Source organism: Tabrizicola soli (assembly GCF_015999335.1).
Taxonomy (GTDB): Bacteria; Pseudomonadota; Alphaproteobacteria; order Rhodobacterales; family Rhodobacteraceae; genus Tabrizicola; species Tabrizicola soli.
The window spans coordinates 157,420-180,032 of the sequence record NZ_JAEACP010000008.1 but is presented as its reverse complement, the minus strand read 5'-3'; the positions used below and the strand labels follow the sequence as shown (position 1 = coordinate 180,032).

Here is a 22,613-nt window from a genome sequence, read left to right as displayed (position 1 = left end):
TCGCAACTTGGAGAAAGTCATGCAAAAACAACTCCTTGCTGCGGGACTTCTGACCATCGCGCTTCCTGCGATGGCCGAGACCCCCGTCCTCACCGTGTTGACCTACGACAGCTTCACCTCGGAATGGGGCCCCGGCCCGGCGGTCGAGAAGGCCTTCGAGGCGACCTGCGCCTGCGATCTGCAATTCGTCCCCGCCGGCGACGGCGCCGCGCTGCTGGCCCGGATCCAGCTTGAGGGCGCGGCCTCGGATGCCGACGTGGTCCTCGGCCTGGACACCAGCCTGATCTCCGCCGCCGCGGACACGCAACTCTTTGCTCCGCATGGGAAAAATCCGACGACCAATCTTCCGGTCGCCTTCGCGGATCCCCTGTTCCTGCCCTTCGACTGGGGCTGGTTCGCCTTTGTCCACGACAAGACCAGGCTGCCCGAGCCCCCGACAAGCTTCGAATCCCTCGCCGCCTCGGACCTGAAGATCGTCATCCAGGACCCCCGCTCCTCCACCCCCGGCCTCGGCCTCTTGCTCTGGGTCAAGGCCGCCCAGGGCGACCGCGCGGCCGAGATCTGGAAGGGCCTCGCCGACAACATCGTCACCGTCACCCCCGGCTGGTCCGAGGCCTATGGCCTGTTCCTGGAAGGCGAGGCGGACATGGTGCTCAGCTATACCACTTCGCCCGCCTACCACCTGATCGCCGAGAGCGACGACACAAAGGCTGCCGCGCTGTTCGATGAAGGCCACTACATGCAGATCGAGGTTGCCGGGAAACTGGCTGCCACCGACCAGCCGGAACTTGCGGACAGGTTCCTCGACTTCATGCTGACCGAGGGGTTCCAGGCGGCGATTCCGCAGACGAACTGGATGTATCCCGCCGTCACTCCCGCCGCCGGGCTGCCCGAGGGTTTCGACGCTTTCCGCCCGGCAAAGTCGCTGCTTCTGCCGCCGGAAGAGGCACAGGCCGCCCGTGACGCGGCATTGGCCGAATGGCAAGCCGCGCTCGCCCGCTGAGCCTTGCCGCACCGGCGCTGGCGGCGCTGCTGCTGGCGCTGGTCGCCGCCCCGCTGGCCGCCGTGGCCTGGCGGGGGGCTGGCCTGTCGCTGGGCCCGGCAGATTGGGCGGCGGTGCGGTTCTCGGCGACGCAAGCCCTTCTGTCCGCTGTCTTTTCCACCCTGCTCGCCATCCCCGTCGCCCGCGCGCTGGCCCGGCGCAGCTTTCCCGGCCGTGGGCTGTTGATCACCCTGATGGGCGCGCCGTTCCTGTTGCCTGCCGTTGTCGCGGTGCTCGGCCTTCTCGCCGTCTTTGGCCGTTCCGGCCTGATCAACGGCGCGCTCACCGCCCTCGGCCTGCCGCCGGTGTCGATCTTCGGCCTGCATGGCGTCGTCATCGCGCATGTCTTCCTGAACCTTCCCCTTGCCACGAGAATGATCCTGCAAGGTTGGCTTGCCCTCCCGGCCGAGCGGATCCGGCTGGCGCAGTCGCTGGGCTTCACCCCGCGCGAGACGTTCCGGCACCTCGAATGGCCGATGCTGCGCGAGGTGGCGCCGGGGATCGCGCTGGTGATCCTGGTGATCTGCCTGACCAGTTTCGCGGTCGTCCTGACGCTGGGCGGCGGTCCCTCGGCGACCACGATCGAGCTGGCGATCTATCAGGCGGTGCGGTTCGAGTTCGACCTGTCCCGCGCGGCGGGGTTGGCAGGGGTGCAGGTCGCGCTGGGCGCGGCGGCGGCGCTCGCGGCCTGGACGATGGCGCGGCCGGCGGGTTTCGGCGCGGGGCTGGACCGCAAGCTGGCGCTGACGGCTCCGGGCGGCTGGCGGCGCGGCCTGGATGGGCTGGTGCTGCTGCTGGCGGCGGCCTTCCTGGCCATGCCGCTGTGGGCGGTGGTGCTGCGCGGCCTGCCCGGCCTGGCCGAGCTGCCGGCCCCGGTTCTGCCCGCGGCGGGGCGGTCGGTGCTGGTGGCGCTGGTCTCGGCCAGCCTGACCACGGTGGCGGCGCTTGTCCTGGCCCTGGCGGCGGCCCGCCGTCCATCGCCCACGATTGAAGCGGCGGCGACCCTGCCGCTTGCGACCTCTGGCCTGGTGCTGGGGACGGGGCTGTTCCTGCTGCTGCGGCCCTTCGTCAGCCCGATGTCGCTGGCCTTGCCGGTGACGGTGCTGGTGAACATGGCGCTTTCGCTGCCCTATCTCTACCGCATCCTCTTGCCCGAGGCGCGGGCCTTGCAGGCGGATTACGGGCGTCTGGCCGACAGTCTGGCGCTGCGCGGCCTGGCGCGGCTGCGCTGGCTGGTCCTGCCCCGCCTGGCGCGGCCGCTTGGCTTTGGCGCGGGGATTGCGGCGGCGCTGTCGATGGGCGACCTTGGCGTGATCGCGCTTTTCGCCGGAGAGCGGCAGGCGACCTTGCCGCTTGTGGTGCAGCAACTGACCGGGGCCTACCGGATCGAGGCGGCGGCTTCGGCCTCGCTGGTGCTGGTGGCGCTGTCCTTTGCCCTGTTCTGGGCCTGTGATGCGGGGGGCCGCCGTGCTGGAGCTTGACCATCTGGAACTTGTGCAGGGCCCGTTCCGCCTGACCGCGCATTGGTCCGCCGGGCCGGGGGAGCGGATCGCGGTGATGGGACCCTCGGGGTCCGGGAAATCGACGCTCCTGTCCGCCATCGCTGGCTTCCTGCCGCCGCAGTCGGGGGCGGTCCGCTGGCAGGGCCGGGATCTGGTGGGCCTGCCGCCGGGAGAGCGGCCGGTGACGATCCTGTTCCAGGACCAGAACCTGTTCCCGCATCTGACCATTGCGCAAAATCTTGCCCTGGGGCTGCGGCCGGACCTGCGGCTGTCGCCCGACGACCGGGCCCGGCTGGAGCAGGCGCTGGCGCGGGTCGGCCTTGCGGGGTTGGGCGCGCGGCGTCCGGCGCAGCTGTCCGGGGGCCAGGCCAGCCGGGCAGCGCTGGCGCGGGCGCTGTTGCGGGCGCGGCCGATCCTGCTGTTGGACGAGCCCTTCGCCGCCCTTGGCCCGGCGCTGCGGCAGGAGATGCTGGACCTGGTCGATCAGGTGGCGCGCGAGACCGGCGCGCTGGTGCTGCTGGTCACGCATGATCCCGGCGATGCGCTGGCGCTGGGCGGCAGGACGGCCTTCATCGCGGAGGGGGTGGTGCAGGTTCCCGTCCCCACGACCACGCTGATGGCCGATCCGCCCCCGGCCCTGCGGGACTACCTGGGCCGGAAATGAAAAGCCCCGCCGGTCGGGCGGGGCTTTCGCGTTTCGGGACCCTTCGGATCAGGCGTGCTTCTTGCCTTTGATGCCCGCCCAGATCCGCTTGTTGGTCAGGAACAGCAGGGTCGAGAGGATCACCAGGAAGATCACGCTGACGAAGCCCGCATCCTTGCGCGCCATCAGCTTCGGCTCGGCCGCCCACATCAGGAACGAGGCGACATCTTCGGCCATGTCGGCCACGGTGGCCGGATGGCCGTCGGCATAGGTCACCTGGTCGTCCGACAGCGGCGGGGCCATGGCGATCCAGCCGCCCGCGAAGGCGTGGTTCTCGTAGAAGGTCGAGCCGAACTCTTCCTTCTCCTCGCCGGTGTAGCCGGTGAGGATCGAGTAGATGTACTCCGGCCCGCCCATGCCGCGGAACAGCTGGTTGATGCCGGTGCCATAGGGGCCGTGGAAGCCCGCGCGGGCCTTGGCCATCAGGCTGAGATCCGGCGCGCCCGCGGCGGTGTTCGCCGGGAAGTTGTCGGTCGGCAGGGCCGCGCGGTCCTCGCCGGTTTCCTTGTCGATCACCGAGAAGTTGTCGGCCGCATAGGCGCGGACCTGGTCTTCCGGCAGGCCGGGGCCGCCTTCGTCCGACAGGGTGCGCAGCGGCACGTATTTCAGCCCGTGGCAGCCGGCGCAGACCTCGGTAAAGACCTGGAGGCCACGCTGGAGCTGGAACTGGTCGAACCGGCCGAACGGGCCTTCATGGGCGAAGGCGACGTCCTCGACATGCTGCTCTCCGGCGGCGAGGCTTGCGCCCGTCGACAGGATCAGCGCCGAAGCGGCAGTGAGTGCGATTTTGCGGAGCATGATCGTTTTCCTCTCACTCGGCCGCGATGGTCTTGGTCCCGCCGGTGGCCGGCGAGTAATGCGCGTTGAAGTCTTCCTCGATGGTCGCGGGCTGGGCCTGCGGCTTCTCGATCACGCCGAGGAGCGGCAGGATGATCAGGAAGTAGGCGAACCAGTAGGCCGAGGCGATCAGCGAGATCGTGGCATAGGGCTCGTCCGCGGGCATCGAGCCGCACCACATCAGCACGACGAAGTCGATGCAGAGCAGCGCGAACCACCACTTGAACATCGGCCGGTAGCGGCCCGAGCGCACCGAGGAGGTGTCCAGCCAGGGGGCCAGCGCCATGACCGCGATGGCGCCGAACATCGCCAGCACGCCGAAGAACTTGGCGTCGATGATGCCGAAGCTGACCCATTCGGCCGCGATCACGACCCAGACGTCGCCGGTGAAGGCGCGCAGGATCGCGTAGAACGGCAGGAAGTACCATTCCGGGACGATGTGGGCGGGGGTCGAGAGCGGGTTCGCCTCGATGTAGTTGTCGGGGTGGCCCAGGTAGTTCGGCATGAAGCCGACCACGGCGAAGAACACCGCCAGGATCACCGCCAGGGCGAAGAGGTCCTTCATCACGAAGTAGGGCCAGAACGGGACGGTGTCACGCTCGGCTTCTTCCTTGCTGCCACGGCGCACCTCGACCCCGGTGGGGTTGTTGTTGCCGGTGGTGTGGAAGGCCCAGATGTGCACCGCGACCAGCGCCGCGATCACGAAGGGAAGCAGGTAGTGCAGCGAGAAGAAGCGGTTCAGCGTGGCGTTGTCCACCGCCGGGCCGCCCAGAAGCCAGGTCTGGATCGGCTCGCCGATGCCGGGGATCGCGCCGAAGAGGCCGGTGATCACCGTGGCGCCCCAGAAGGACATCTGGCCCCAGGGCAGGACGTAGCCCATGAAGGCGGTGCCCATCATCGCCAGGTAGATGATCATGCCGACGATCCAGGTCACCTCGCGCGGGGCCTTGTAGCTGCCGTAGTAGAGGCCGCGGAAGATGTGCAGGTAGACGGCGAAGAAGAACAGCGACGCGCCGTTGGCGTGCAGGTAGCGCAGGAAGTAGCCGCCGTTCACGTCGCGCATGATGTGCTCGACCGAGGCGAAGGCCAGGCTGACATGCGGGGTGTAGTGCATCGCCAGGACGATGCCGGTGACGATCTGCAGCGCAAGGCAGAAGGTCAGGACGATGCCCCAGATCCACATCCAGTTCAGGTTCTTGGGCGTGGGGATCATGATGGTGTCGTAGAGCAGACCCACGATCGGCAGGCGCTTGTGCAGCCAGCGCTCGATCCCGGTCCTGGGTTCGTAATGGTCGTGCGGAATACCGGCCATGTTTCTGGTCCTTACCCGAGCTTGATCGTGGTTTCGTCAGTGAAGGCAGCGACCGGCACCGCCAGGTTCCGGGGCGCGGGCCCTTTGCGGATGCGGCCGGCGGTATCGTAGTGCGAGCCGTGGCAGGGGCAGAACCAGCCCCCGAACTCACCCGCGCCGTCGCCCAGCGGCACGCAGCCGAGGTGGGTGCAGACGCCCATCATCACCAGCCATTCGCCGGCCTCGTCCAGGGTGCGGTTCGCGTCCGAAGCGTCGGTCCCGGGCTTGTTGGCGTTCTCGGAGGCCCCGTCCGGCAGGTCGGCAACCGCGGTCGCGCGGGCGGCCTCGATCTCCTCGGCGCTGCGGCGGCGGATGAAGACCGGCTTGCCCAGCCATTTCACCGTCAGCTGCGTGCCGACCTCGACCGCCGAGATGTCGACCATGATCGACGCCAGGGCGCGGGTGTCGGCCGAGGGGTTCATCTGGTTGACGAGCGGCCAGACGGCGGCACCCGTGGCGACCGCGCCGGCGCCCGCCGTCGCGTAGTACAGGAAATCCCGCCGAGTGCCTTGGCCGGTGCCTGCGTGATCGTCTGCGTGGGACACGAGATCTTCTCCCCTTTCAGGCCGCTGAAGCCGACCCATATGACCTGGGGGGCATTGGCGAACCGATGCCCCGACGTTGGCGTATCTAGCCAAGGCTGGCGCACTCGTCCAGCGGACAAAGCCGCGCAGCCGCTGTATTCTGTCGCAGGCAACCCCTCTGTTGCGCCGGGGACGCGGCCCGGTCGGGCGGATCAGGCGGTGGCGGCCATGGCGGGGCGGGCGGCAAAGCCGGTCCACCAGGCGGCCAGCGCGGGATGCGCAGCCCGCCAGTTCCGCCCGGCGTGGCGCAGGTCCAGGTAGCCCAATGCGCAGCCAAGCGCGATCTGGCCCATGTCCAGCGGCCCGGCCAGGTGACTGGCCCAGCGGTCCTCGACGGCCGAAAGGGCGCGGTCGACCTTGCGCCACTGGCCCTCGGCCCATTCGGGCGAGCGGCTGGCTTCGGGCCGGACATGCATTTCGTAGCGCATCAGGACCGCGGCCTCGGCGATGCCGTCGCCCGTGGCCTCCAGCGTCAGCGTGTCCCAGAGATGCGGCGCGGGCGGATAGAGGCCGGTTGCCAGCAGATCGTCCAGATAGCGGGTGATGACCCGGCTGTCGTAGAGCGTGGGGCCGTCCGGCCGCTCCAGCGCGGGGATCTTGCCCAGGGGGTTGCGGTCCACCGGCATGGTGCCGGAGTCGAGCGGCGTGCCCGCGGCGGGGACCAGCGTCACCCGGTCGGCGGCCCCGGCCTCGTGCAAGAGGACCATGACCTTGCGGACGAAGGGCGAGGCGGGGGCGTGGTAGAGCTTCATTCCTTTCTCTCGTTCAGCCGGACCCGCGCCATCAGGCCGGCGTCCAGTTCCCATGTCTTGCCCCGGAAGCGGACCACCCGGCGGACCCGCGCGGTGGCGTTGGTCTGCCTGTCCTCGGCCCGGTCGGCGGGGCGATGCAGGGACAGGCCCTCGCCGAGGTCGTCCAGGGCATCCTCGGCCCGCTGGTCGGTGCGGCCGGGGTGGGTGGCGGAGCGGACCAGCCGGGTCAGGGCGAAGGTCGTCGTCGCGACCAGGCCCAGGCGAACGGCGAGGGGGATCAGGGGGGCGAGGGGCAGGGGCATGGCGACCTCCGGGATGATGGGGGAGTGTAGGGGCGGAGGGGGCAGGGTGTAAACGGGTGTCCGGGGGCGCCCGCGCGGCACCGGGGGCGCGGGTCGAGGATCTCAGTGGGTTGAGCGGGGGCGGCCACGAAATCTTAACGATTGCGCCGGAAAGGGAGACCAGCGCCACGGCGTTCATCAGGAGGCCGATGATCGCGCTGGGCTGTCGGCGCGGGGGATGACCTTGATCGTCGGCAGATCAGGGCAGGTCCCGGATGAGGGCGGCGATGGCTTGCGCCGAGGCGTCGCCCTGCGACAGGGCCTCGGTGACCCCGGAGCGAGCCTTGTTGGGCTTGTTCTGGTTCAGCTTCCAGGTGCCCTCGACCGAGGTCACGCGGAAGCGGAATGGCAGGATCATCCGCAGCATCCGGGACAGCGCGCCGTCGGTCATCTTGGCGCTGGTCCAGGGGCGCTTGCCCGCGATCCGGTTCTCGTGCTCGGCCGAAAGAGCGTCGACATGCGGGTGGAGAGCCTCGTCGGGAAGGGGCTCCAGCGTGCCCCGCAGGTGGACGGCGACGTAGTTCCAGGTCGGGACCTGGTCGGGGACCTGCTCGTGCGGGCCATACCAGTCGGGGGAGATATAGGCGTCCGGTCCCGAGATGGCGATCAACGCGGGGGCGGGCAGCGTGGCGCGGGCGATGGGGTTGGAGCGGGCGAGGTGCAGTTCGGCGAAGCTGGCGTCCGCGTTCAGGAGGAAGGGGACATGGGCGGCAAGCGGGCCGTCGGGGCCGTTGACGGAGAGGACGCCGAATCCTCGGGTGCGGGCGAAGGCGAGGTTCTCTTCGCGGCTGGCGGTGCGGAAGGCGGGGTTCGGGTGCACGGGCGATTCCTTCGGGCGGGCGCAGGGGCAGGACAAAATCCTTCGAAGGATTTTGCAAATCTTTTCGAAAAGATTTGGCGCCCGGCAGGTCAGCGGGGCGCGGTGGGCATCGAGTAAAGGGCAAGCTCGTCGCGGCGGGTGGCGCCGATGCCGGTCCAGAAGGCCGCGCCCCCGGTGTTGCCGGTGAAGACCATCAGGTGGCACTTGTCGATGCCCTGGTCGTGCAGGGCGGCGAGGCCGGCCTCTACCAGCCTGCGGCCGAGGCCGGACCGGCGGCGGTCGGTGGCGACGGCGAGGTGATGGATCAGCCCCGCCGCCCGTCATGGCCGACAAGGATGGTGCCGGTGAGGCGGCCTTGCGCAACAGTGACGAAGCAGGTGCCGGGGTTGCGGGCCAGGAAGGTCGTGAGCGCGGTCGGCTCGTCGGCGGTGGAGAGGCCGACGCCGGGCATCGCCTGCCAGAGCGCGCGGGCGGCGGGGATGTCTTCGGGGCGGAAGGGGCGGACGGTCATGGCAATCTTCGAAAGCTGCTCCTCGTGCGACTTCGTCTTCTCGTCGCTGCTCTGCGAGGAGTGACGAAATCATCGACGAGCGGGGGTGAAAAAGGAAAAGGCCGCCGGGGTTTCCCCCAGGCGGCCCTGAATTCCGTCTGCCGGAAGCGATCAGCCCTGGCGGGCCTTGTAGCGCTTCTGCGTCTTGTTGATCACATAGACGCGGCCCTTGCGGCGCACGACCTGGCAATCGCGATGACGCGTCTTCAGCGAGCGGAGCGAGTTGGCGACTTTCATGGTCGTCCCTCCTTCTGCGCGGCGCGTCTGCGCCGATTGAAAACAACGTTCCCCCTGCGGGGAGGTGAATGGTGGGCGGTACTGGGATCGAACCAGTGGCCACTACGATGTCAACGTAGTGCTCTACCGCTGAGCTAACCGCCCACTTGGCCTGGCGACCCATCCTGCCCTTTCCGGTGAAACGAAAAGGACGCGGAAGGAACCGCGTCGGTCGGCTGGGTCTATACTGAACCGCGCGGGGGCCTGCAAGGGGTTTTGGAATCCCGGATTCTGCGGCTATATCCGGGAGAGGGGAAGGAGCGCGATTGCCCGAGATCCTTGACGAAACGACCGAAGCCTTCGTGCTGCACCGCCCCCTCCGGGCGGTGGGGCCGGTGATCTTTGCCTCGCCGCATTCGGGGCGGGACTATCCGTCGAGCTTCCTGTCGCAGGCGCTTCTCGACCCGTCGGCGATCCGCTCGTCGGAGGACGCCTTCGTCGACCAGTTGTTCGACTGCGCGCCGGGCCTCGGCTCTCCGCTGCTGGCGGCACGGGTGCCGCGGGCCTATCTGGACCTGAACCGCGCCGCGGACGAGCTCGACCCCGCCGTGATCGAGGGAATCAGCCGTCCGCCGCATAATCCGCGGGTTTCCTCGGGTCTCGGGGTGATTCCCCGGGTGGTCGCGGGCGGGCGGGCGATCTATCGCGGCAAGCTGCCCCTGGCCGAGGCCGAGGCGCGGTTGCGGCGGTTCTGGCATCCCTATCACCGGGCCCTGGCCGCCCTGGTCGAGGAGACCCGCTCTGCCTTCGGCCAGGCCGTGCTGATCGACTGCCATTCCATGCCGCATGAGGCGATCGAGGCGCATACCCGGCCCGGGCATGACCGGCCCGAGGTGGTGCTGGGCGACCGCTATGGCGTGGCGGCCGGGCGCGAGGTGGTGGACCGGATCGAATCGGCCTTCGCCGGGGTCGGGCTGCGGGTGGGGCGGAACGCTCCCTTCGCCGGGGCCTATGTGGCGCAGGCCTATGGGCGGCCCTCGCGCGGGGTGCATGTGGTGCAGGTCGAGATCGACCGGGCGCTCTACATGGACGAGGCGCGAATCGAGCCCCTGGCGGGGTTCCAGGCCTTCCGCGCGCAGATCGCGCAGGTGGTGGTGGAACTGGTGCGGCCCGAAGGGATGGCCCTGGCGGCAGAGTAGGGTGCGCTACAGCGCACCCTCCCCGATCCCTTCAGCGCAGGCTGCGGCCCTTGATGATCGCCTCGGCGCCGAATCTGGCGCGAATCGCGTCGGTGGCGCGTTCGGCGGCGGCGCGGCGGCGGGCATCGGGGTCGAGGAGGTCCTGCGACAGGTCGGCCCGGTCCTCGGGCGCGAGGTCGGAGATGCCGACGCCGATCAGCCGGAAGGGGCCTTTCGTGCCCGCGTGGTCGTAAAGCTCGCGCGCGGCGCGGTAGATGCGGTCGGCAAGCTGGGTGGGATCGCTCAGCGCGTGGCGGCGGGTCACCAGCTGGAAATCGCCCTTCTTCAGCTTGAGCGTCACCGTGCGGCCCGCCAGCGCCTTGGCCTTGGCCCGGTCGGCCACCTGTTCGGCCAGCCGCCAGAGATGGCCGTCGAGGAGGTCGGGGTCGGAGGTGTCCTCGAAGAAGGTGGTCTCCTTCGAGATCGACTTCGGCCGGTCGTCCCGGTTGACCCGGCGCATGTCCATCCCGCGCGCGAGGTGCCAGAGCCGGTCGCCCATGCTGCCGAATCGCGCGCCAAGGTCGGCCCGGTCCCAGCGCAGGAGGTCGGCGATGGTGCGGATCCCCGCGGTTTCCAGCGCGGTCTGGGTCGCCTGGCCCACGCCCCAGATGATGCGGACGGGTTTCGGCTTCAGGAAGGCCTCGGTCTCGGCCCTGCCGATCACGGAAAAGCCGCGCGGCTTGTCGAGGTCGGAGGCGATCTTGGCGAGAAACTTGTTGTGGGAAAGGCCGATGGAGCCGGTGAGGCCCAGTTCCGCCTCCATCCGCCGGGTCAGCCTTGCCAAGAGAACGGCGGGCGGAGCGCCGTGCAGGCGTTCGGTGCCGGTGAGGTCCATGAAGGCCTCGTCGAGGGAGAGCGGCTCGATCGCGGGGGTCAGCTCCTCCATCATCGCGCGGATGGCGCGGGAGGCCTCGATATAGGCGGAGAATCGGGGTTTGACGACAACCGCCTCGGGGCAGAGCTTCAGGGCCTGGAACATCGGCATGGCCGAGCGGACGCCCTTGATCCGGGCGATGTAGCAGCAGGTCGAGACCACGCCGCGCTGACCGCCGCCGACGATGACGGCCTGGTCGCGCAGGGCCGGGTTGTCGCGTTTCTCGACGCTGGCATAGAAGGCGTCGCAGTCCATATGGGCGCTGGAAAGGGCGAAAAGCTCGTCATGCGCGACCATCCGGGGCGAGCGGCAGGACGGACAGCGCGCGGGCGCGCCATCGGTCCGGGTCAGGCAATCGCGGCAGAGGCTGGGCATGGGCCGAGGCTAGCACGCCGGGGTGGAGGGTCGCCAGCGTGACCGGCGACCGCAGGCGTCAGCGGCCAGGCCTCGTCTTCCACAGCGAGAACAGCACGCCGGCCGTCAGGAGGGCGAAGGTGATGGCCAGCGACCAGTTGGCGGGGAATTTCTCCCAGCCCATCAGGTCGGCGAGGAAGATCTTGGAGCCGATGAAGATCAGCAGGATCGCCAGCGCGTATTTCAGGTAGTGGAAGCGGTGGATGATCGCCGCCAGGGCGAAATACAGCGCCCGGAGGCCGAGGATCGCGAAGATACTCGAGGTGTAGACGATGAACGGGTCGGTGGTGATCGCAAAGACGGCGGGCACCGAATCGACGGCGAAGACCAGGTCGGCGATCTCGATCAGCACGAGGGCGAGGAACAGGGGCGTGGCGAAGGTCGCCAGCCTGCCGGTCGCGGGATCGGGCCGGCGCAGGAAGAAGGCGTTGCCGTGCAGACCCTCGGTCACCTTCATCCGCCGCTTCATCCAGCGCAGGACGGGGTTCCGGCTGATGTCGAGGTGCTGGTCGTCGGTCACCAGCATCTTGATGCCGGTGAAGATCAGGAAAGCCGCGAAGATGTAGAGGATCCAGCCGTATTGCGCGACCAGCGTCGCGCCGAGGCCGATCATGATCCCGCGCAGGACGATCACGCCCAGGATGCCCCAGAACAGCACGCGGTGCTGATATTGCCGGGGAATGGCGAAATAGCCGAAGATCAGCGCGATGACGAAGACGTTGTCCATCGCCAGCGTCTTTTCCACCACGAAGGCGGTGAGGTAGAGCTTTGCCGCCTCGGCTTCCATCTGCCACCAGACGAAGCCCGCGAAGGCCACGCCCAGCGTGATGTAGAAGGCCGAGAGGCGCAGGCTTTCGCCGACGCCGATCTCGTGGTCGGTCTTGTGGAAGACGCCCAGGTCAAGGACCAGAAGTGCGATCACGATGCCGATGAAGACCAGCCACATCCACAGCGATGTGCCCAGAACCGGCAGGAGGAGGAATTCCATCCCCGTTTTACCCTCTCATGGGTGCGTCGATAGGCCAGCCTTGTTCAGGGGCAGTTTGCGCCGGGCTGACATCGAGCACGATTTCTCGATGCGGTCCGACATCACGACTGGCGTCGTCAGAGGGGCCCGGCCCGCCGGGAAAAGGTGGGGCCGGCGGGCGGCATTTCAACCCCGGACGCGCCGGAATTTTCACGGCGGCGTGACCGTTCGACGCCGTGGGGAGGATTTTCCGTCGGTCAAGGCTTGTGGCAAGGGTCGCGCGGCCTGTATGCCCGATCCGTAGGAGACCGCCATGAGCCTGAACACCTTCGGACATCTCTTCCGCGTCACCACCTGGGGCGAAAGCCACGGGCCCGCGATCGGCTGCACGGTGGATGGCTGCCCGCCCGGCGTGGCGCTGTCCGAGGCCGACCTGCAACCCTGGCTGGACCGGAGGAAGCCGGGGACGTCCAAGTTCACCACCCAAAGGAAAGAGCCGGACGAGGTGCGGATTCTCTCGGGCGTGTTCGAGGGGAAGACGACGGGCACGCCGATCCAGCTGATGATCGAGAACACCGACCAGCGGTCGAAGGATTATGGCGAGATCGCGCAGTCGTTCCGGCCGGGACATGCGGACATCGCCTATCACCAGAAATACGGCGTCCGCGATCATCGCGGCGGCGGCCGGTCCTCCGCGCGCGAGACGGCCAGCCGGGTGGCGGCGGGCGGGGTGGCGCGGGCGGTGCTGGCGGCGCTGGTGCCGGGGCTGCGGATCACCGGCTACATGGTGCAGATGGGGGTGAAGGGTATCGACCGGGCGCGGTTCGATGCGGCCGAGATCGAGGAGAACCCGTTCTGGTGTCCCGATCCGGTGGCGGCAAAGGACTGGGCGGCCTACCTGGACGAGCTGCGGCTCGCGCACAACTCGGTCGGGGCGGTGATCGAGGTGGTGGCCGAGGACGTGCCGGCGGGGCTGGGGGCGCCGCTCTACGGCAAGCTCGACAGCGACCTGGCCGCGGCGATGATGTCGATCAATGCCGTGAAGGGCGTGGAGATCGGCGAGGGGATGGCGGCGGCCAGCCTGACCGGGGTGGAGAACGCGGACGAGATCCGCATGGGGCCGGGGGGGCCGGAGTACCTGTCGAACCATGCCGGCGGCATCCTGGGCGGAATCTCCACCGGGCAGCCGGTGGTCTGCCGCTTTGCGGTCAAGCCGACGTCCAGTATCCTCACGCCCCGGCGGACGGTGACGCAAGCCGGGGCCGAGGTGGACCTGATCACCAAGGGCCGCCACGACCCCTGCGTCGGCATCCGCGCGGTGCCGGTGGGCGAGGCGATGATGGCCTGCGTGTTGCTGGACCATCTGCTGCTGGACCGCGGCCAGACCGGGGGCCGGCGCGGGCGGATCGGGTGAGCGGAAATCGGACGATTTCCGGCACGATTTCCATTCGGAAATCGCCGTCGCGCGGGATGGGTCAGGAGCCGCCCGGTTTGTCGGCCTGGGTGAGCCGCCGGAACCCGGCCACCGCCTGCGCCGCTGCCGCCGCGAGGAAGCGGGAATCGCCGCCGACCGTGGTCATGCGGAAGCCCCAGCCGATGGCGCGGTAGGCATAGTCCGGCGTCCCGCAATGCAGCGCGGCGATGATCCCGCGCTTTTGGCAGGCCTCGGCGATGCGACGGATCTCGGCGATCATTTCGGGTTCCTCCCGGTCCATCCCGAACGGGAGCCGCCCTTGGCCGACCGATTGGGTCAGGTCGGCCGGGCCGACGTAGATTCCGTCAAGTCCGGGGGTGGAAACGATCGCGTCGAGGTTCGCCAGCGCCTCGGCGGTCTCGACCATGGCGAAGGCCAGAAGGCGGGCGTTGGCCTGCGCGGCATAGTCGGGGCCGTGGGCGAAGACGGCGCGGGTCGGGCCGAAACTGCGCAGGCCTTGCGGCGGATAGCGCATGTAGCTGACGAAGCGGGCGGCCTCCTCGGCGGTGTTGACCATCGGGCAGATGATCCCCTCGGCCCCGGCGTCCAGCGCCTTCATCACAGGGGCGGGGTCGAGCCAGGGCACCCGCGCCAGAAGCGTCGCCCCGCTGGCCCGCATCGCCTGCAGCATCGGCAGCATGTCGGCATAGTCCAGCGCGCCGTGCTGCATGTCGACGGTCACGCTGTCGAAGCCCTGCGCGGCCATGATCTCGGCGACGAAGGGGTTGCCGATCGAGCACCAGGCGTTCAGCGCAGGCCGGTCCTGGTCCCAAAGGCGGCGGAGGCGGGTCATGCGGAATCTCCGTTCCGGAAGGCGGCGGCGAGCGGTTCGGGCAGGGCGAATTCCACCAGCACCCGGGCCCGGGCCTCGGGCGACATCTTGCGGGCGGTCTTGCGGACGATGTCCTCGACCTCGGCCGGATCGCGGGCGGCGGCGAAGGCGGGGAAATGGTAGCGCAGGAAGACGAAGCAGGCCACATCCTCGAGCGCCTGCACCTCGTCGTCGCGCTTCAGCCCCTCTTTCCGCAGAAGCGTGCCGACGCGGGCGCAGGTCTCCTGGTCATAGCCCGCGCGCTCCATGATGCCGGCCACGCGTTCGGCATGGCGCCGGGCCTGTTCGCGCCGCCAGGCGAGGTAGCCCGCTTTCCCCTCCGGGTAGTCCGAGCGCGGCAGGAGCCAGCGTTCGACATGCTGGCCGCGGGCCGCGATCTGCAGGACTTCGGAGGCGCCGGGAAAGAGCTGGGCCAGTTCCTCGGACATGCGCTGGCCGTAGACCAGCGCCTCGCCCTTGGGATCGACCGAGTTCGCCTCGTCGATCGCCGCCAGGGCCTGATGCAGATCGCCGGCCATGTTCCCCCCTCCCGCGCAGTGACTTTGCCGATCTTGCACGGAAGCCGGGTGCACCGGAAGGGCCGGTTGCGACAAATGACCGGATTGGGACGCCGCCGCCGGCAGATGCGGGGACGGGCGCGACCATCCCCGCATATCCGCAAGCCGGAACCCGAAGGCCGGCGACCCATGCCGGGGCGCTCAGCCCGCGCCAAGCCGGCGGGCGAAGCCGTGGACGAACTCTGCCAGCCTGGCGCGGGTTTCCTCGCTGGTCAGGTTGCCCTCTGCGTCGAAGCTGCCCTGCGCGCGTGAGACCAGCATCCGCCCGTCGGCCCAGAGATCCGCCTTGAGGGTCCGCAGGACCGGCAGCCAATGCGCCTGCGCCATGATGGTGCCGAAGCCCCCCGGCGAGGCGCCCAGCACCGCCACCGGCTTGCCGACGAACATCGACAGGCCGGGGCCGCGCGACACCCAGTCGATCGCGTTCTTGAACACGCCGGGAATGCCGTTGTTGTATTCCGGCGTCACCAGCAGAAGACCCTGCGCCCCGGCCAGCTGGTGCTGCAGGGTGGCGACGGCGGGGGGCAGGCCCTCGGCCGCCTCGAGATCGGCGTCATAGAGCGGCACCTCGCGGAGCGAGCCGATCTGGATCGTCACGCCCTCGGGCGCGACTTCGGCGGCGGCCCGCAGCAGCCCGGCGTTGAACGAGGCCTTCCGCAGGCTGCCCGAGAGGCCAAGGATCGTGGTCATGCGTCAATTCTCCTGAGCGGTCGTAAAAAGGGCGCAAGCAGCGCAGGATCCGGCTTTGGTCGTGATGCGGGGAGCGTCAGGCATGAAGCTCGCCTGTCCCTCACCGTTGCAGCACATAGGTTCCCGGCGCTTCCCCCAGTACCGGATAGCCCCGGTCATCCGCGCCCGGCGCCGTGGGTGCGGGCACCGGGTCGGGGGAGGAGCGCGCGGCAAGCCAGTCGCCCCATTCCACCCACCAGGAACCGTCCTTGCGGCTTGCCTCTTCGGCCCATTGCTCGGCGGTCCGGCAGGCGCCGCCGGCCCGCTTGACGGCGATGCGATAGCGCCGCCTTGGCCTGCCCGGCTCGCTGACGATGCCGGCATTGTGGCCGCCGCTGGTCAGGGCGAAGGTGACTTCGGCCCCGCTCAGGTAATGGATCTTGTAGACGGATTTCCAGGGCGCGACGTGGTCGCGCTCGGTGCCGACGGCGAAGATCGGCACCCGGATGTTCTGAAGTGCGGCCGGCCGCCCCTCGACCAGGAACCTGCCGGCGGCCAGTTCGTTGTCGAGATACAGCTTCTGCAGGTATTCGGCATGCATCCGGTATGGCATCCGGGTCGCATCGGCGTTCCATGCCATGAGGTCGATCATCGGGCCACGCTCGCCCATCAGATATTCGCGGATGCGGCGTGACCATACCAGGTCGTTGGCGCGCAGCAGCTGGAAGGCCCCCGCCATCTGGTCGGCCGAAAGATAGCCGCGCGCCCACATCATGCTTGCCAGGAAATGCATCTGGCTGTCGTCGATGAACAGGGCGAGCTCGCCCGGTTCGGTGAAATCGGTCTGCGCCGCCAGGAGCGTGAGCGAGGCAAGCCGCTCATCCCTCCGGCATCCCATCGACGCGGCGGCGATCGACAGCAGCGTGCCGCCCAGACAATAGCCGGCGGCATGGATCTTCTGCCCCGGCACGATGGCGGAAACCGCATCCAGCGCCGCCATGACGCCCAGCTTGCGGTAATCTTCCATCCCCAGGTCGCGGTCCTCGGCCGTCGGGTTGCGCCACGAGATGCAGAAGACGGTGTAGCCCTGCGCCACCAGCCAGCGGATCAGCGAATTCTGCGGCGAGAGGTCGAGGATATAGTATTTCATGATCCAGGCCGGCACGATCAGCACCGGCTCGGCCCGCACCGTTTCGGTCGTGGGGGAATACTGGATCAGCTCGATCAGGTCATTGCGCCAGACCACCTTGCCCGGCGTGACGGCGACATCGCGGCCGACGACGAAATCCTCGGCCCCGACCGGCGGGCGGCCGTCCAGCATGCGGGTGGCGTCCTCGAGCCAGTTCTGGAAACCCTGGACGAAGTTCATGCCGCCCGAGCGGACGGTCCTGGCGATGACCTCGGGGTTGGTCATCGGGTTGTTCGCCGGTGACATCATGTCAAGGATCTGGCGGGCGGTGAAGGATACCACCTCTTCGTGATGCGGGGTCACGCCGGGAACCGCTGCCGTGGCATCGCGCCACCACTGCTGGCCAAGGAGGAATCCCTGCGCCCAGAGACTGTAGGGCAGCCTGCCCCATTCCTCGGCGGCAAAGCGGTTGTCGCCCGGCGGTGCCTCGATCGGGGGAGGCGCCGCGCGGTTGAGCGCCGCGCCGAAGGCATGGGCCGCGAACCGGCCGGCCGCCTTGCCGCCTTTCACGGCCAGGTCCATCCGCTTGCCGGGAGCGTTGGCCAGATGCACCGACCAGTCGATGAACGCCAGCGCCAGCGCCGCCGGCGACAGGCCGCCGGTGAAGCGGCCCCGCTGTGCCGACCAGAGCCGGTCGACCGCCCGGAAGCCTTCCTCCTCGGCGCCGTCGCCCGTGGGGGCGCCAGTGAGCGGGGCGGTGTCTTGCGGGTTCATTGCGGTGGTCTCCCTTCCGGCGAAACGATCCGGCCCCCCGAAGGCGACCGCATGCCTCTGACTTGGGTCCTGCGGGCCGGATAGTCCAGTGCCCCGGTCATCCGGTCACGCTCATCGACCTGCGGAACAGCAGAAGGCTGGCCGCGAAGAAGGCCGCCCCCAGCCCCGCCATCAGCAGAAGCTGCGACCAGACCGCGGAAAGCCCCGCGCCGCGGAAGGCGACCGCCTTGGCGAAAGCCAGGAAATGGCGCGAGGGCAGCGCCTGCGTCAGCTTCTGCACGGTGTCGGGCTGGCTTTCCACGGCGCCCATGCCGCCCGACAGCATGATGACCGGGATGATCACCATGATCACCAGGAGCGCGAACTGCGCCATGCTGCGCGCCAGCGTGCCCAGAAGCATCCCGATGGCCGAGGCGGCCCAGAGATAGACCGCGGCTCCTCCGACCAAGAGCGGCATCGAGCCCGCGACCGGCACGTCCAGCACCCCCCGGACCACGATCAGCAAGGACCCGGTGAAGGCCGCAAGCACCACGATCATGGTCGCCAGCACCTTGGACACCGCCACCTCGGCCGGGCTGAGCGGCATGACCATCAGATGCTCGATGGTGCCGTGTTCGCGTTCGCGCAGCATGGCCGCGCCGGTCAGGGCGATGGTCAGCACCGACAGCTGGTTGAGGAGCGAGGACATCGCCTTGAACCAGACCGGGTTGCCGTTCGGGTTGAAGGCGCGGCGCAGCTCCAGCTTCAGCTCGGGCTGGGCGACGTCGGGGCCGGTGGCCAGGAAGACCCGCACCTCCTGCTGAACGATGTTGCGCAGGTAGTCCGTGCCGAGCTGCGCCTGCGACACCGCCGTGGCATCGGCAAGCAGCTGCGCGGCGGGCACGCGGCCGGCGATGGCATCGGCGGCAAAGCGGGGCGGGAAGGACAGGACGAACATGATCTCGCCCCGGTCCATCGCGGCGGCGGCCTGATCGGCGCTCATCGCGACCGGCGTCTGGAACCAGGGCGGCATCAGCGCGTCCGGGATCCGTCGCGACAGGGGCGAGCGGTCCTCGTCGACGATGGCGATGGAGGCATTGCGCACCGTGTCGCCCGCGCCCTGGGCCTCGAGCATGACGGCCACGACGAAGGACCAGGCGATCAGGATCACCATGACCGGATCGCCAAGGACGCTTTTCAGCTCTTTCCCGGTCAGCCAGAAGGTGTTGATCAGGGGGCGCATCTACCGCTCCTGCTTCTTCAGGAGGGCAACCGCGATCGCGGTGAAGACCGGCCCGAACAGCGCAAGCCGCATCAGCGCGCCGCCAAGGTCGGCCAGCCCCAGCCCCTTGGTATAGCTGCCGACGCTGGCCATCATGTACCAGGTGGTGGGCCAGAGGCTGCCCATCACCCGCGCGGGACCCTCCAGCGAGGAGACCGGGGTCAGCATCCCGGAAAACTGCAGGGTCGGCATCACCGACAGCACGGTGGCGGCGAAGACCGCGGTGACCTGGGTCGCCGTCAGCATCGACACCATCAGGCCGAAGCCGGTGGCCGCCACGACATAGAGGACGGTCGCCAGCACCAGGGCCAGCGGGTTGCCATGCAGCGGCACCCGCAGCACCAGCACCACAAGCGCCGTCAGGATGGCGAAGTTCAGAAGGCCGATGCCGATATAGACCAGCTGCTTGCCGATCAGGAACTCGGCCCGGCCGGTCGGCGTGACGTAGAAGTTGGTGATCGTCCCGATCTCCTTTTCCCGGGCCACGCTGACCGCCATCAGGATCGCCGGGAACAGCAGAAGCAGCAGCGGCGGGATCGACGGCCCGATCGAGGGCAGGCTGGCCATGTCGGGGTTGTATCGGAATCGCGGCTCCAGCGTGACCGGGGGCGGCATCTGCGCCTCGGCCCGCCCCGGCGCGATCCCGGCCGGCGAGGCGCCATGCGCGCCGGAGACATAGCTTTCGACGGTGCCGGCGCGGCCGGTATCGGCGCCGTCGATGGTCGCGGCGACGGCGGCGCCATGCCCGGCCCGCAGATCGGCGCCGAAGCGGGGCGGGATCTCCAGCGCAAGCGCGAGCTCCCCGCTGGTCATGCGGTCGTCCAGCGCCTGCACGTCCAGGACCGGCGGTTGCAGCTTGAACCAGGGGGAATCGCGGAAGGCCGAGACATAGGCCCGGCTCGCGGGGCTGTCGTCATGATCGAGCACGGCAAAGGGAATGTCGCGCACCTCCTGGGAAATGCCGAAGGACATGACCAGCAGCAGAAGCGCGCTGCCGAGGAAGGCGAAGGCCAGCCGCACCGGATCGCGGCGCACCTGCATCGCCTCGCGCGAGGTGAAAGCGAGGAGACGGCGGAGACTGAAGCCCGCCGCATCCGGCGGGGGGGCCGCCTTGGCGGCCAGCGCGGGCGGCGCCTGTGTCTCCGGGGGCAGTTCGGCGGCCATATAGGCGATGAAGGCCTCCTCCAGCGAGGCCGCGCCGCTGTCGGCCACGATCCTGGCGGGCGGGTCCGACACCAGGACGCGCCCGGCATGCATCAGCGAGATCCGGTCGCAGCGCATCGCCTCGTCCATGAAATGGGTCGAGATGAAGATCGTCACCCGCTCGTTGCGCGACAGGTCGAGGAGCAGCCGCCAGAAATCGTCCCGCGCCTGCGGATCGACGCCCGAGGTGGGCTCGTCCAGGATCAGGATCTCGGGCGAATGGATCACCGCCACCGCCAGCGACAGCCGCTGCCGCAGCCCCAGCGGCAGGTCGCCGGCCTTATGGTCCATGTGCCCGGTCAGCCCGAAGCGGGGCACCAGGTCGGCCAGGCGCTGTTCCGAAAGCGCCGCCCCGAGGTGGTAGAGCCGCGCATGCAGGACCAGGTTCTCCCGCACGGTAAGCTCGCCGTAAAGCGAGAAGGATTGCGACATGAAGCCGACGCGGGCCCGCGCCGCCATGCCCTGATCGGCGACCGGCTGGCCGAAGATCCAGGCCTCGCCCTCGGAGGCGGGCAGGAGGCCGGTGAGCATCTTCATCGTCGTCGTCTTGCCGCAGCCGTTCGAGCCGAGAAAGCCGAAGATCTCGCCCCGGCGGATGTCGAAGCTGACCGAATCCACCGCGACGAAATCATCGAAACGGCGGGTCAGGTTGCGCGCGCGGATTGCGATCTCGCCGCTGTCGGGCAGGGGGGTGGCGGCAGGGGGCTGCGGGGCTGCTTCTTCCTTTTCGCCCGACCGGCGCAGGAGCGAGACATAGGCATCACCGACCGAAGCGGTGCCCGTGCTTGCCATCAGATCCTCCGGCGGACCCTCGGCCAGCACGCGGCCGGCGTCCATCGCCACCAGATGATCGAACAGCGCCGCCTCCTCCATATAGGCGGTCGAGACCAGCACGCTCATCTGCCGCCGGTCGGCGCGGATCGTGGCGATCAGGTCCCAGAACTGCCGCCGGGACAGGGGGTCGACGCCGGTGGTCGGTTCGTCCAGCAGCAGGAAATCCGGGTCGTGGATCAGCGAGGAACAGAGCCCCAGCTTCTGCTTCATCCCGCCCGACAGCTTGCCCGCCGGCCGGTCGAGGAAGGGATGCAGCCCGGTGGCCCGGGTCAGCCGGTCGATGCGGTCGCGCCGTTCGCCGCGGCCGAGGGCGAAGAGCTTGCCGAAGAACTCCATGTTCTCGCGCACCGAGAGGTCGTGATAGAGGTTCCGCCCCAGTCCCTGCGGCATGAAGGCGATGCGCCCGCCCATCGCCCTGCGGTGGCGGGCCTGGGCCATGTCGCCGCCAAGGCAGGTCACCTCGCCGTGCTGCAGCCGCTTGGCCCCGGCGACCAGGCCCATCAGGGTCGACTTGCCCACCCCGTCCGGCCCGATCAGGCCGACCATCCGCCCCGCCGGCAGCGCCAGCGTCAGATCGGCCAGCGCCACCATCCTGCCATAGCGGTGCGTGACACCCTGAAGCTGCGCCACAGGGTCGGGTAGGGCCGTCATGGCCTGGCCTTGCCCGGCAGGCCGACAGGGGGCGGGGTCAGACCCTCGGGCCAGGCGGCCAGCGTGCCATCCGGGGCGGCCAGCCGGACCCAGGCCACGCCCCGCACGCCCGTCTTGACCTGGTCCACGCGGGACAGCACGAATTCGGAGGGTATCCGCACCCGGACCCGGAACATCAGGCTTTCGCGCTCGTTCAGCGTTTCCACCTGCTTGGGCGTGAACTGCGCCTGCGGCGAGACGAAGATCACCTGTGCCGGGATGGATCGGTCGGGTGCCACATCGGCGACGATCCGCGCCTCGTCGCCGATCACGACGCGCGGGGCGTCGGTCGCGGGCAGGAAGAACTCCATATAGACCTCATCGAGGTCGATCAGCGTCAGGATCTTGCCGCCGCTGCCGACGATCTCGCCCTGCTGGGCAAGGCGATAAAGGACCCGGGCAGCGCCAGGCGAGGTGAGCGTCGCATCGGCGATGCGTTCGGCGATCTCGGCCCGGACGGCCTTCTCGGCCTCGACGGCCCGCTCCTGCGACAGGCGCATCGCCTCGGCGGCGGCGAGATTGGCCTCGGCCAGTTGCGTCTCGGTCCGCTTCACGTCCAGGTTCTCGCGCGAGATCACGTCACGTTCGCCCAGCGTCTCGGCGCGGGCCTGTTCGCTTTGCGCCAGCGCAAGCCGCGCCTGCGCTTCCTTCACCTGCGCCGCCGCCACCCCGACCGAGGCCTCGGCGCTGGCGACGGCCGCATCCGCCCTGGCCAGCTGCGCGCGCAATTCGGCGGTGTCCATCACCGCAAGCACATCGCCCTCCTGCACGAGATCCCCCTCGCGCACCCGGACTTCGGCCACCCGACCGGCCAGCCGGGGCGAAATGTCGACCAGGTCGGCCTCGATCCGCCCGTTGCCGCGGGAAAACCCCTCGGGCGGCAGGTCGGAGGGGCGGAACAGCACGGTCCAGGCGCCAAGGCCCAGAAGTCCGGCAAGAAGAAGGACGATGATGAGGATACGGCGTGACATCGCTGGGATCTCCGGCAGCGGCAGGGGT

Annotated in this window: 23 protein-coding genes and 1 tRNA gene; 5 read left to right on the top strand and 19 right to left on the bottom strand. The window is 69.2% G+C overall.

The genetic code is table 11. The features are described 5' to 3' along the window. The first annotated feature begins 19 nt into the window (after positions 1 to 19). The 3 genes from thiB to I7S92_RS09375 are packed head-to-tail and all read left to right on the top strand — an operon-like array spanning position 20 to position 3,208. On the top strand, positions 20 to 1,003 hold the full coding sequence (gene thiB, locus I7S92_RS09385; RefSeq protein ID WP_197643254.1) for a thiamine ABC transporter substrate binding subunit: 984 nt from the start codon (positions 20 to 22) through the stop codon (positions 1,001 to 1,003). Continuing rightward, complete coding sequence (locus I7S92_RS09380; protein ID WP_197643251.1) at positions 979 to 2,523, top strand: ABC transporter permease family protein; 1,545 nt, start codon at positions 979 to 981, stop codon at positions 2,521 to 2,523. The genes thiB and I7S92_RS09380 overlap by 25 nt, the downstream gene beginning before the upstream one ends. After that, entirely contained in the window at positions 2,510 to 3,208 is a 699-nt protein-coding gene (locus tag I7S92_RS09375) for a thiamine ABC transporter ATP-binding protein (protein ID WP_197643316.1), read from the top strand. The genes I7S92_RS09380 and I7S92_RS09375 overlap by 14 nt, the downstream gene beginning before the upstream one ends. A gap of 48 nt (positions 3,209 to 3,256) precedes the next feature. On the opposite strand, the gene I7S92_RS09370 is transcribed toward I7S92_RS09375, so the two are convergent. The 10 genes from I7S92_RS09370 to I7S92_RS09325 all read right to left on the bottom strand — a co-directional run bounded on the left by I7S92_RS09370 (position 3,257) and on the right by I7S92_RS09325 (position 8,863). Next, entirely contained in the window at positions 3,257 to 4,045 is a 789-nt protein-coding gene (locus tag I7S92_RS09370; protein WP_197643249.1) for a cytochrome c1, read from the bottom strand. A 13-nt stretch (positions 4,046 to 4,058) separates the two neighbouring features. Beyond that, positions 4,059 to 5,396, bottom strand: coding sequence for a cytochrome b (petB, locus tag I7S92_RS09365; RefSeq protein ID WP_197643247.1), 1,338 nt, complete (start codon positions 5,394 to 5,396; stop codon positions 4,059 to 4,061). An 11-nt stretch (positions 5,397 to 5,407) separates the two neighbouring features. Further along, a complete protein-coding gene (gene petA / locus I7S92_RS09360) occupies positions 5,408 to 5,980 on the bottom strand; it encodes a ubiquinol-cytochrome c reductase iron-sulfur subunit (protein ID WP_197643245.1) in 573 nt (190 codons plus the stop codon). Positions 5,981 to 6,171: 191 nt separating this feature from the next. Next, positions 6,172 to 6,771, bottom strand: a complete 600-nt coding sequence (locus I7S92_RS09355; protein WP_197643243.1) for a glutathione S-transferase — start codon at positions 6,769 to 6,771, stop codon at positions 6,172 to 6,174. Beyond that, the gene (locus tag I7S92_RS09350) at positions 6,768 to 7,073 is read right to left on the bottom strand and encodes a hypothetical protein (protein WP_197643241.1); all 306 of its coding nucleotides are present in this window, start codon (positions 7,071 to 7,073) and stop codon (positions 6,768 to 6,770) included. The genes I7S92_RS09355 and I7S92_RS09350 overlap by 4 nt, the downstream gene beginning before the upstream one ends. 238 nt (positions 7,074 to 7,311) lie before the next feature. Then, positions 7,312 to 7,932, bottom strand: coding sequence for an FMN-binding negative transcriptional regulator (locus I7S92_RS09345; RefSeq protein WP_197643239.1), 621 nt, complete (start codon positions 7,930 to 7,932; stop codon positions 7,312 to 7,314). Between the two features lie 89 nt (positions 7,933 to 8,021). Continuing rightward, positions 8,022 to 8,237 (bottom strand): GNAT family N-acetyltransferase, encoded by a 216-nt coding sequence (locus I7S92_RS23410; protein ID WP_354001318.1) that lies wholly within the window; start codon positions 8,235 to 8,237, stop codon positions 8,022 to 8,024. After that, positions 8,237 to 8,443: a GNAT family N-acetyltransferase gene (locus I7S92_RS09335; RefSeq protein ID WP_197643237.1), complete on the bottom strand. Its 207-nt coding sequence runs from the start codon at positions 8,441 to 8,443 to the stop codon at positions 8,237 to 8,239. The genes I7S92_RS23410 and I7S92_RS09335 overlap by 1 nt, the downstream gene beginning before the upstream one ends. Positions 8,444 to 8,593: 150 nt before the next feature. Then, positions 8,594 to 8,719 (bottom strand): type B 50S ribosomal protein L36, encoded by a 126-nt coding sequence (gene ykgO, locus I7S92_RS09330; RefSeq protein ID WP_023666132.1) that lies wholly within the window; start codon positions 8,717 to 8,719, stop codon positions 8,594 to 8,596. A gap of 69 nt (positions 8,720 to 8,788) precedes the next feature. Next, positions 8,789 to 8,863, bottom strand: a tRNA-Val gene (locus I7S92_RS09325). 161 nt (positions 8,864 to 9,024) lie between these two features. Here I7S92_RS09325 and I7S92_RS09320 point away from each other — a divergent pair. Further along, positions 9,025 to 9,897, top strand: a complete 873-nt coding sequence (locus tag I7S92_RS09320; protein WP_206761042.1) for an N-formylglutamate amidohydrolase — start codon at positions 9,025 to 9,027, stop codon at positions 9,895 to 9,897. 31 nt (positions 9,898 to 9,928) lie between these two features. On the opposite strand, the gene I7S92_RS09315 is transcribed toward I7S92_RS09320, so the two are convergent. Both I7S92_RS09315 and I7S92_RS09310 read right to left on the bottom strand, forming a co-directional pair. After that, positions 9,929 to 11,185: a DNA polymerase IV gene (locus I7S92_RS09315; RefSeq protein ID WP_197643235.1), complete on the bottom strand. Its 1,257-nt coding sequence runs from the start codon at positions 11,183 to 11,185 to the stop codon at positions 9,929 to 9,931. Between the two features lie 58 nt (positions 11,186 to 11,243). After that, positions 11,244 to 12,212, bottom strand: coding sequence for a TerC family protein (locus tag I7S92_RS09310; protein WP_197643233.1), 969 nt, complete (start codon positions 12,210 to 12,212; stop codon positions 11,244 to 11,246). A gap of 292 nt (positions 12,213 to 12,504) precedes the next feature. Here I7S92_RS09310 and aroC point away from each other — a divergent pair, with 292 nt between their 5' ends. Beyond that, complete coding sequence (aroC, locus tag I7S92_RS09305) at positions 12,505 to 13,605, top strand: chorismate synthase (protein WP_197643231.1); 1,101 nt, start codon at positions 12,505 to 12,507, stop codon at positions 13,603 to 13,605. Between the two features lie 61 nt (positions 13,606 to 13,666). On the opposite strand, the gene I7S92_RS09300 is transcribed toward aroC, so the two are convergent. The 7 genes from I7S92_RS09300 to I7S92_RS09270 form a co-directional block, all read right to left on the bottom strand. Beyond that, positions 13,667 to 14,458 (bottom strand): HpcH/HpaI aldolase family protein, encoded by a 792-nt coding sequence (locus I7S92_RS09300; protein ID WP_197643229.1) that lies wholly within the window; start codon positions 14,456 to 14,458, stop codon positions 13,667 to 13,669. After that, on the bottom strand, positions 14,455 to 15,015 hold the full coding sequence (locus I7S92_RS09295) for a DUF4202 domain-containing protein (protein ID WP_197643227.1): 561 nt from the start codon (positions 15,013 to 15,015) through the stop codon (positions 14,455 to 14,457). Before I7S92_RS09295 ends, I7S92_RS09300 begins: the two co-directional genes overlap by 4 nt. Positions 15,016 to 15,195: 180 nt before the next feature. Next, positions 15,196 to 15,744, bottom strand: a complete 549-nt coding sequence (locus I7S92_RS09290; RefSeq protein ID WP_197643225.1) for an NADPH-dependent FMN reductase — start codon at positions 15,742 to 15,744, stop codon at positions 15,196 to 15,198. Between the two features lie 100 nt (positions 15,745 to 15,844). Further along, positions 15,845 to 17,626, bottom strand: a complete 1,782-nt coding sequence (locus I7S92_RS09285) for a PHA/PHB synthase family protein (RefSeq protein WP_197643223.1) — start codon at positions 17,624 to 17,626, stop codon at positions 15,845 to 15,847. Positions 17,627 to 17,723: 97 nt separating this feature from the next. Next, positions 17,724 to 18,848: an ABC transporter permease gene (locus tag I7S92_RS09280; RefSeq protein WP_197643221.1), complete on the bottom strand. Its 1,125-nt coding sequence runs from the start codon at positions 18,846 to 18,848 to the stop codon at positions 17,724 to 17,726. Then, positions 18,849 to 21,575 carry a ribosome-associated ATPase/putative transporter RbbA gene (gene rbbA / locus I7S92_RS09275; protein WP_197643219.1) on the bottom strand — a complete coding sequence of 909 codons (2,727 nt, stop codon included), beginning with the start codon at positions 21,573 to 21,575 and terminating at the stop codon, positions 18,849 to 18,851. It abuts the gene before it with no gap. Continuing rightward, positions 21,572 to 22,585 (bottom strand): HlyD family secretion protein, encoded by a 1,014-nt coding sequence (locus I7S92_RS09270; protein ID WP_197643217.1) that lies wholly within the window; start codon positions 22,583 to 22,585, stop codon positions 21,572 to 21,574. The genes rbbA and I7S92_RS09270 overlap by 4 nt, the downstream gene beginning before the upstream one ends. Positions 22,586 to 22,613: the final 28 nt, after the last annotated feature.

Excerpts from the sequence above, each read along its gene's own strand:
- I7S92_RS09285 (WP_197643223.1), bottom strand. The coding sequence starts at position 17,626 with ATGAACCCGCAAGACACCGCCCCGCTCACTGGCGCCCCCACGGGCGAC.
- I7S92_RS09295 (WP_197643227.1), bottom strand. The coding sequence starts at position 15,015 with ATGGCCGGCGATCTGCATCAGGCCCTGGCGGCGATCGACGAGGCGAAC.
- I7S92_RS09300 (WP_197643229.1), bottom strand. The coding sequence starts at position 14,458 with ATGACCCGCCTCCGCCGCCTTTGGGACCAGGACCGGCCTGCGCTGAAC.
- thiB (WP_197643254.1), top strand. The coding sequence starts at position 20 with ATGCAAAAACAACTCCTTGCTGCGGGACTTCTGACCATCGCGCTTCCT.
- I7S92_RS09380 (WP_197643251.1), top strand. The coding sequence starts at position 979 with ATGGCAAGCCGCGCTCGCCCGCTGAGCCTTGCCGCACCGGCGCTGGCG.
- I7S92_RS09280 (WP_197643221.1), bottom strand. The coding sequence starts at position 18,848 with ATGCGCCCCCTGATCAACACCTTCTGGCTGACCGGGAAAGAGCTGAAA.
- rbbA (WP_197643219.1), bottom strand. The coding sequence starts at position 21,575 with ATGACGGCCCTACCCGACCCTGTGGCGCAGCTTCAGGGTGTCACGCAC.
- I7S92_RS09355 (WP_197643243.1), bottom strand. The coding sequence starts at position 6,771 with ATGAAGCTCTACCACGCCCCCGCCTCGCCCTTCGTCCGCAAGGTCATG.
- aroC (WP_197643231.1), top strand. The coding sequence starts at position 12,505 with ATGAGCCTGAACACCTTCGGACATCTCTTCCGCGTCACCACCTGGGGC.
- I7S92_RS09310 (WP_197643233.1), bottom strand. The coding sequence starts at position 12,212 with ATGGAATTCCTCCTCCTGCCGGTTCTGGGCACATCGCTGTGGATGTGG.
- I7S92_RS09335 (WP_197643237.1), bottom strand. The coding sequence starts at position 8,443 with ATGACCGTCCGCCCCTTCCGCCCCGAAGACATCCCCGCCGCCCGCGCG.
- ykgO (WP_023666132.1), bottom strand. The coding sequence starts at position 8,719 with ATGAAAGTCGCCAACTCGCTCCGCTCGCTGAAGACGCGTCATCGCGAT.
- I7S92_RS09290 (WP_197643225.1), bottom strand. The coding sequence starts at position 15,744 with ATGACCACGATCCTTGGCCTCTCGGGCAGCCTGCGGAAGGCCTCGTTC.
- I7S92_RS09315 (WP_197643235.1), bottom strand. The coding sequence starts at position 11,185 with ATGCCCAGCCTCTGCCGCGATTGCCTGACCCGGACCGATGGCGCGCCC.
- I7S92_RS09350 (WP_197643241.1), bottom strand. The coding sequence starts at position 7,073 with ATGCCCCTGCCCCTCGCCCCCCTGATCCCCCTCGCCGTTCGCCTGGGC.
- petB (WP_197643247.1), bottom strand. The coding sequence starts at position 5,396 with ATGGCCGGTATTCCGCACGACCATTACGAACCCAGGACCGGGATCGAG.
- I7S92_RS09270 (WP_197643217.1), bottom strand. The coding sequence starts at position 22,585 with ATGTCACGCCGTATCCTCATCATCGTCCTTCTTCTTGCCGGACTTCTG.
- I7S92_RS09370 (WP_197643249.1), bottom strand. The coding sequence starts at position 4,045 with ATGCTCCGCAAAATCGCACTCACTGCCGCTTCGGCGCTGATCCTGTCG.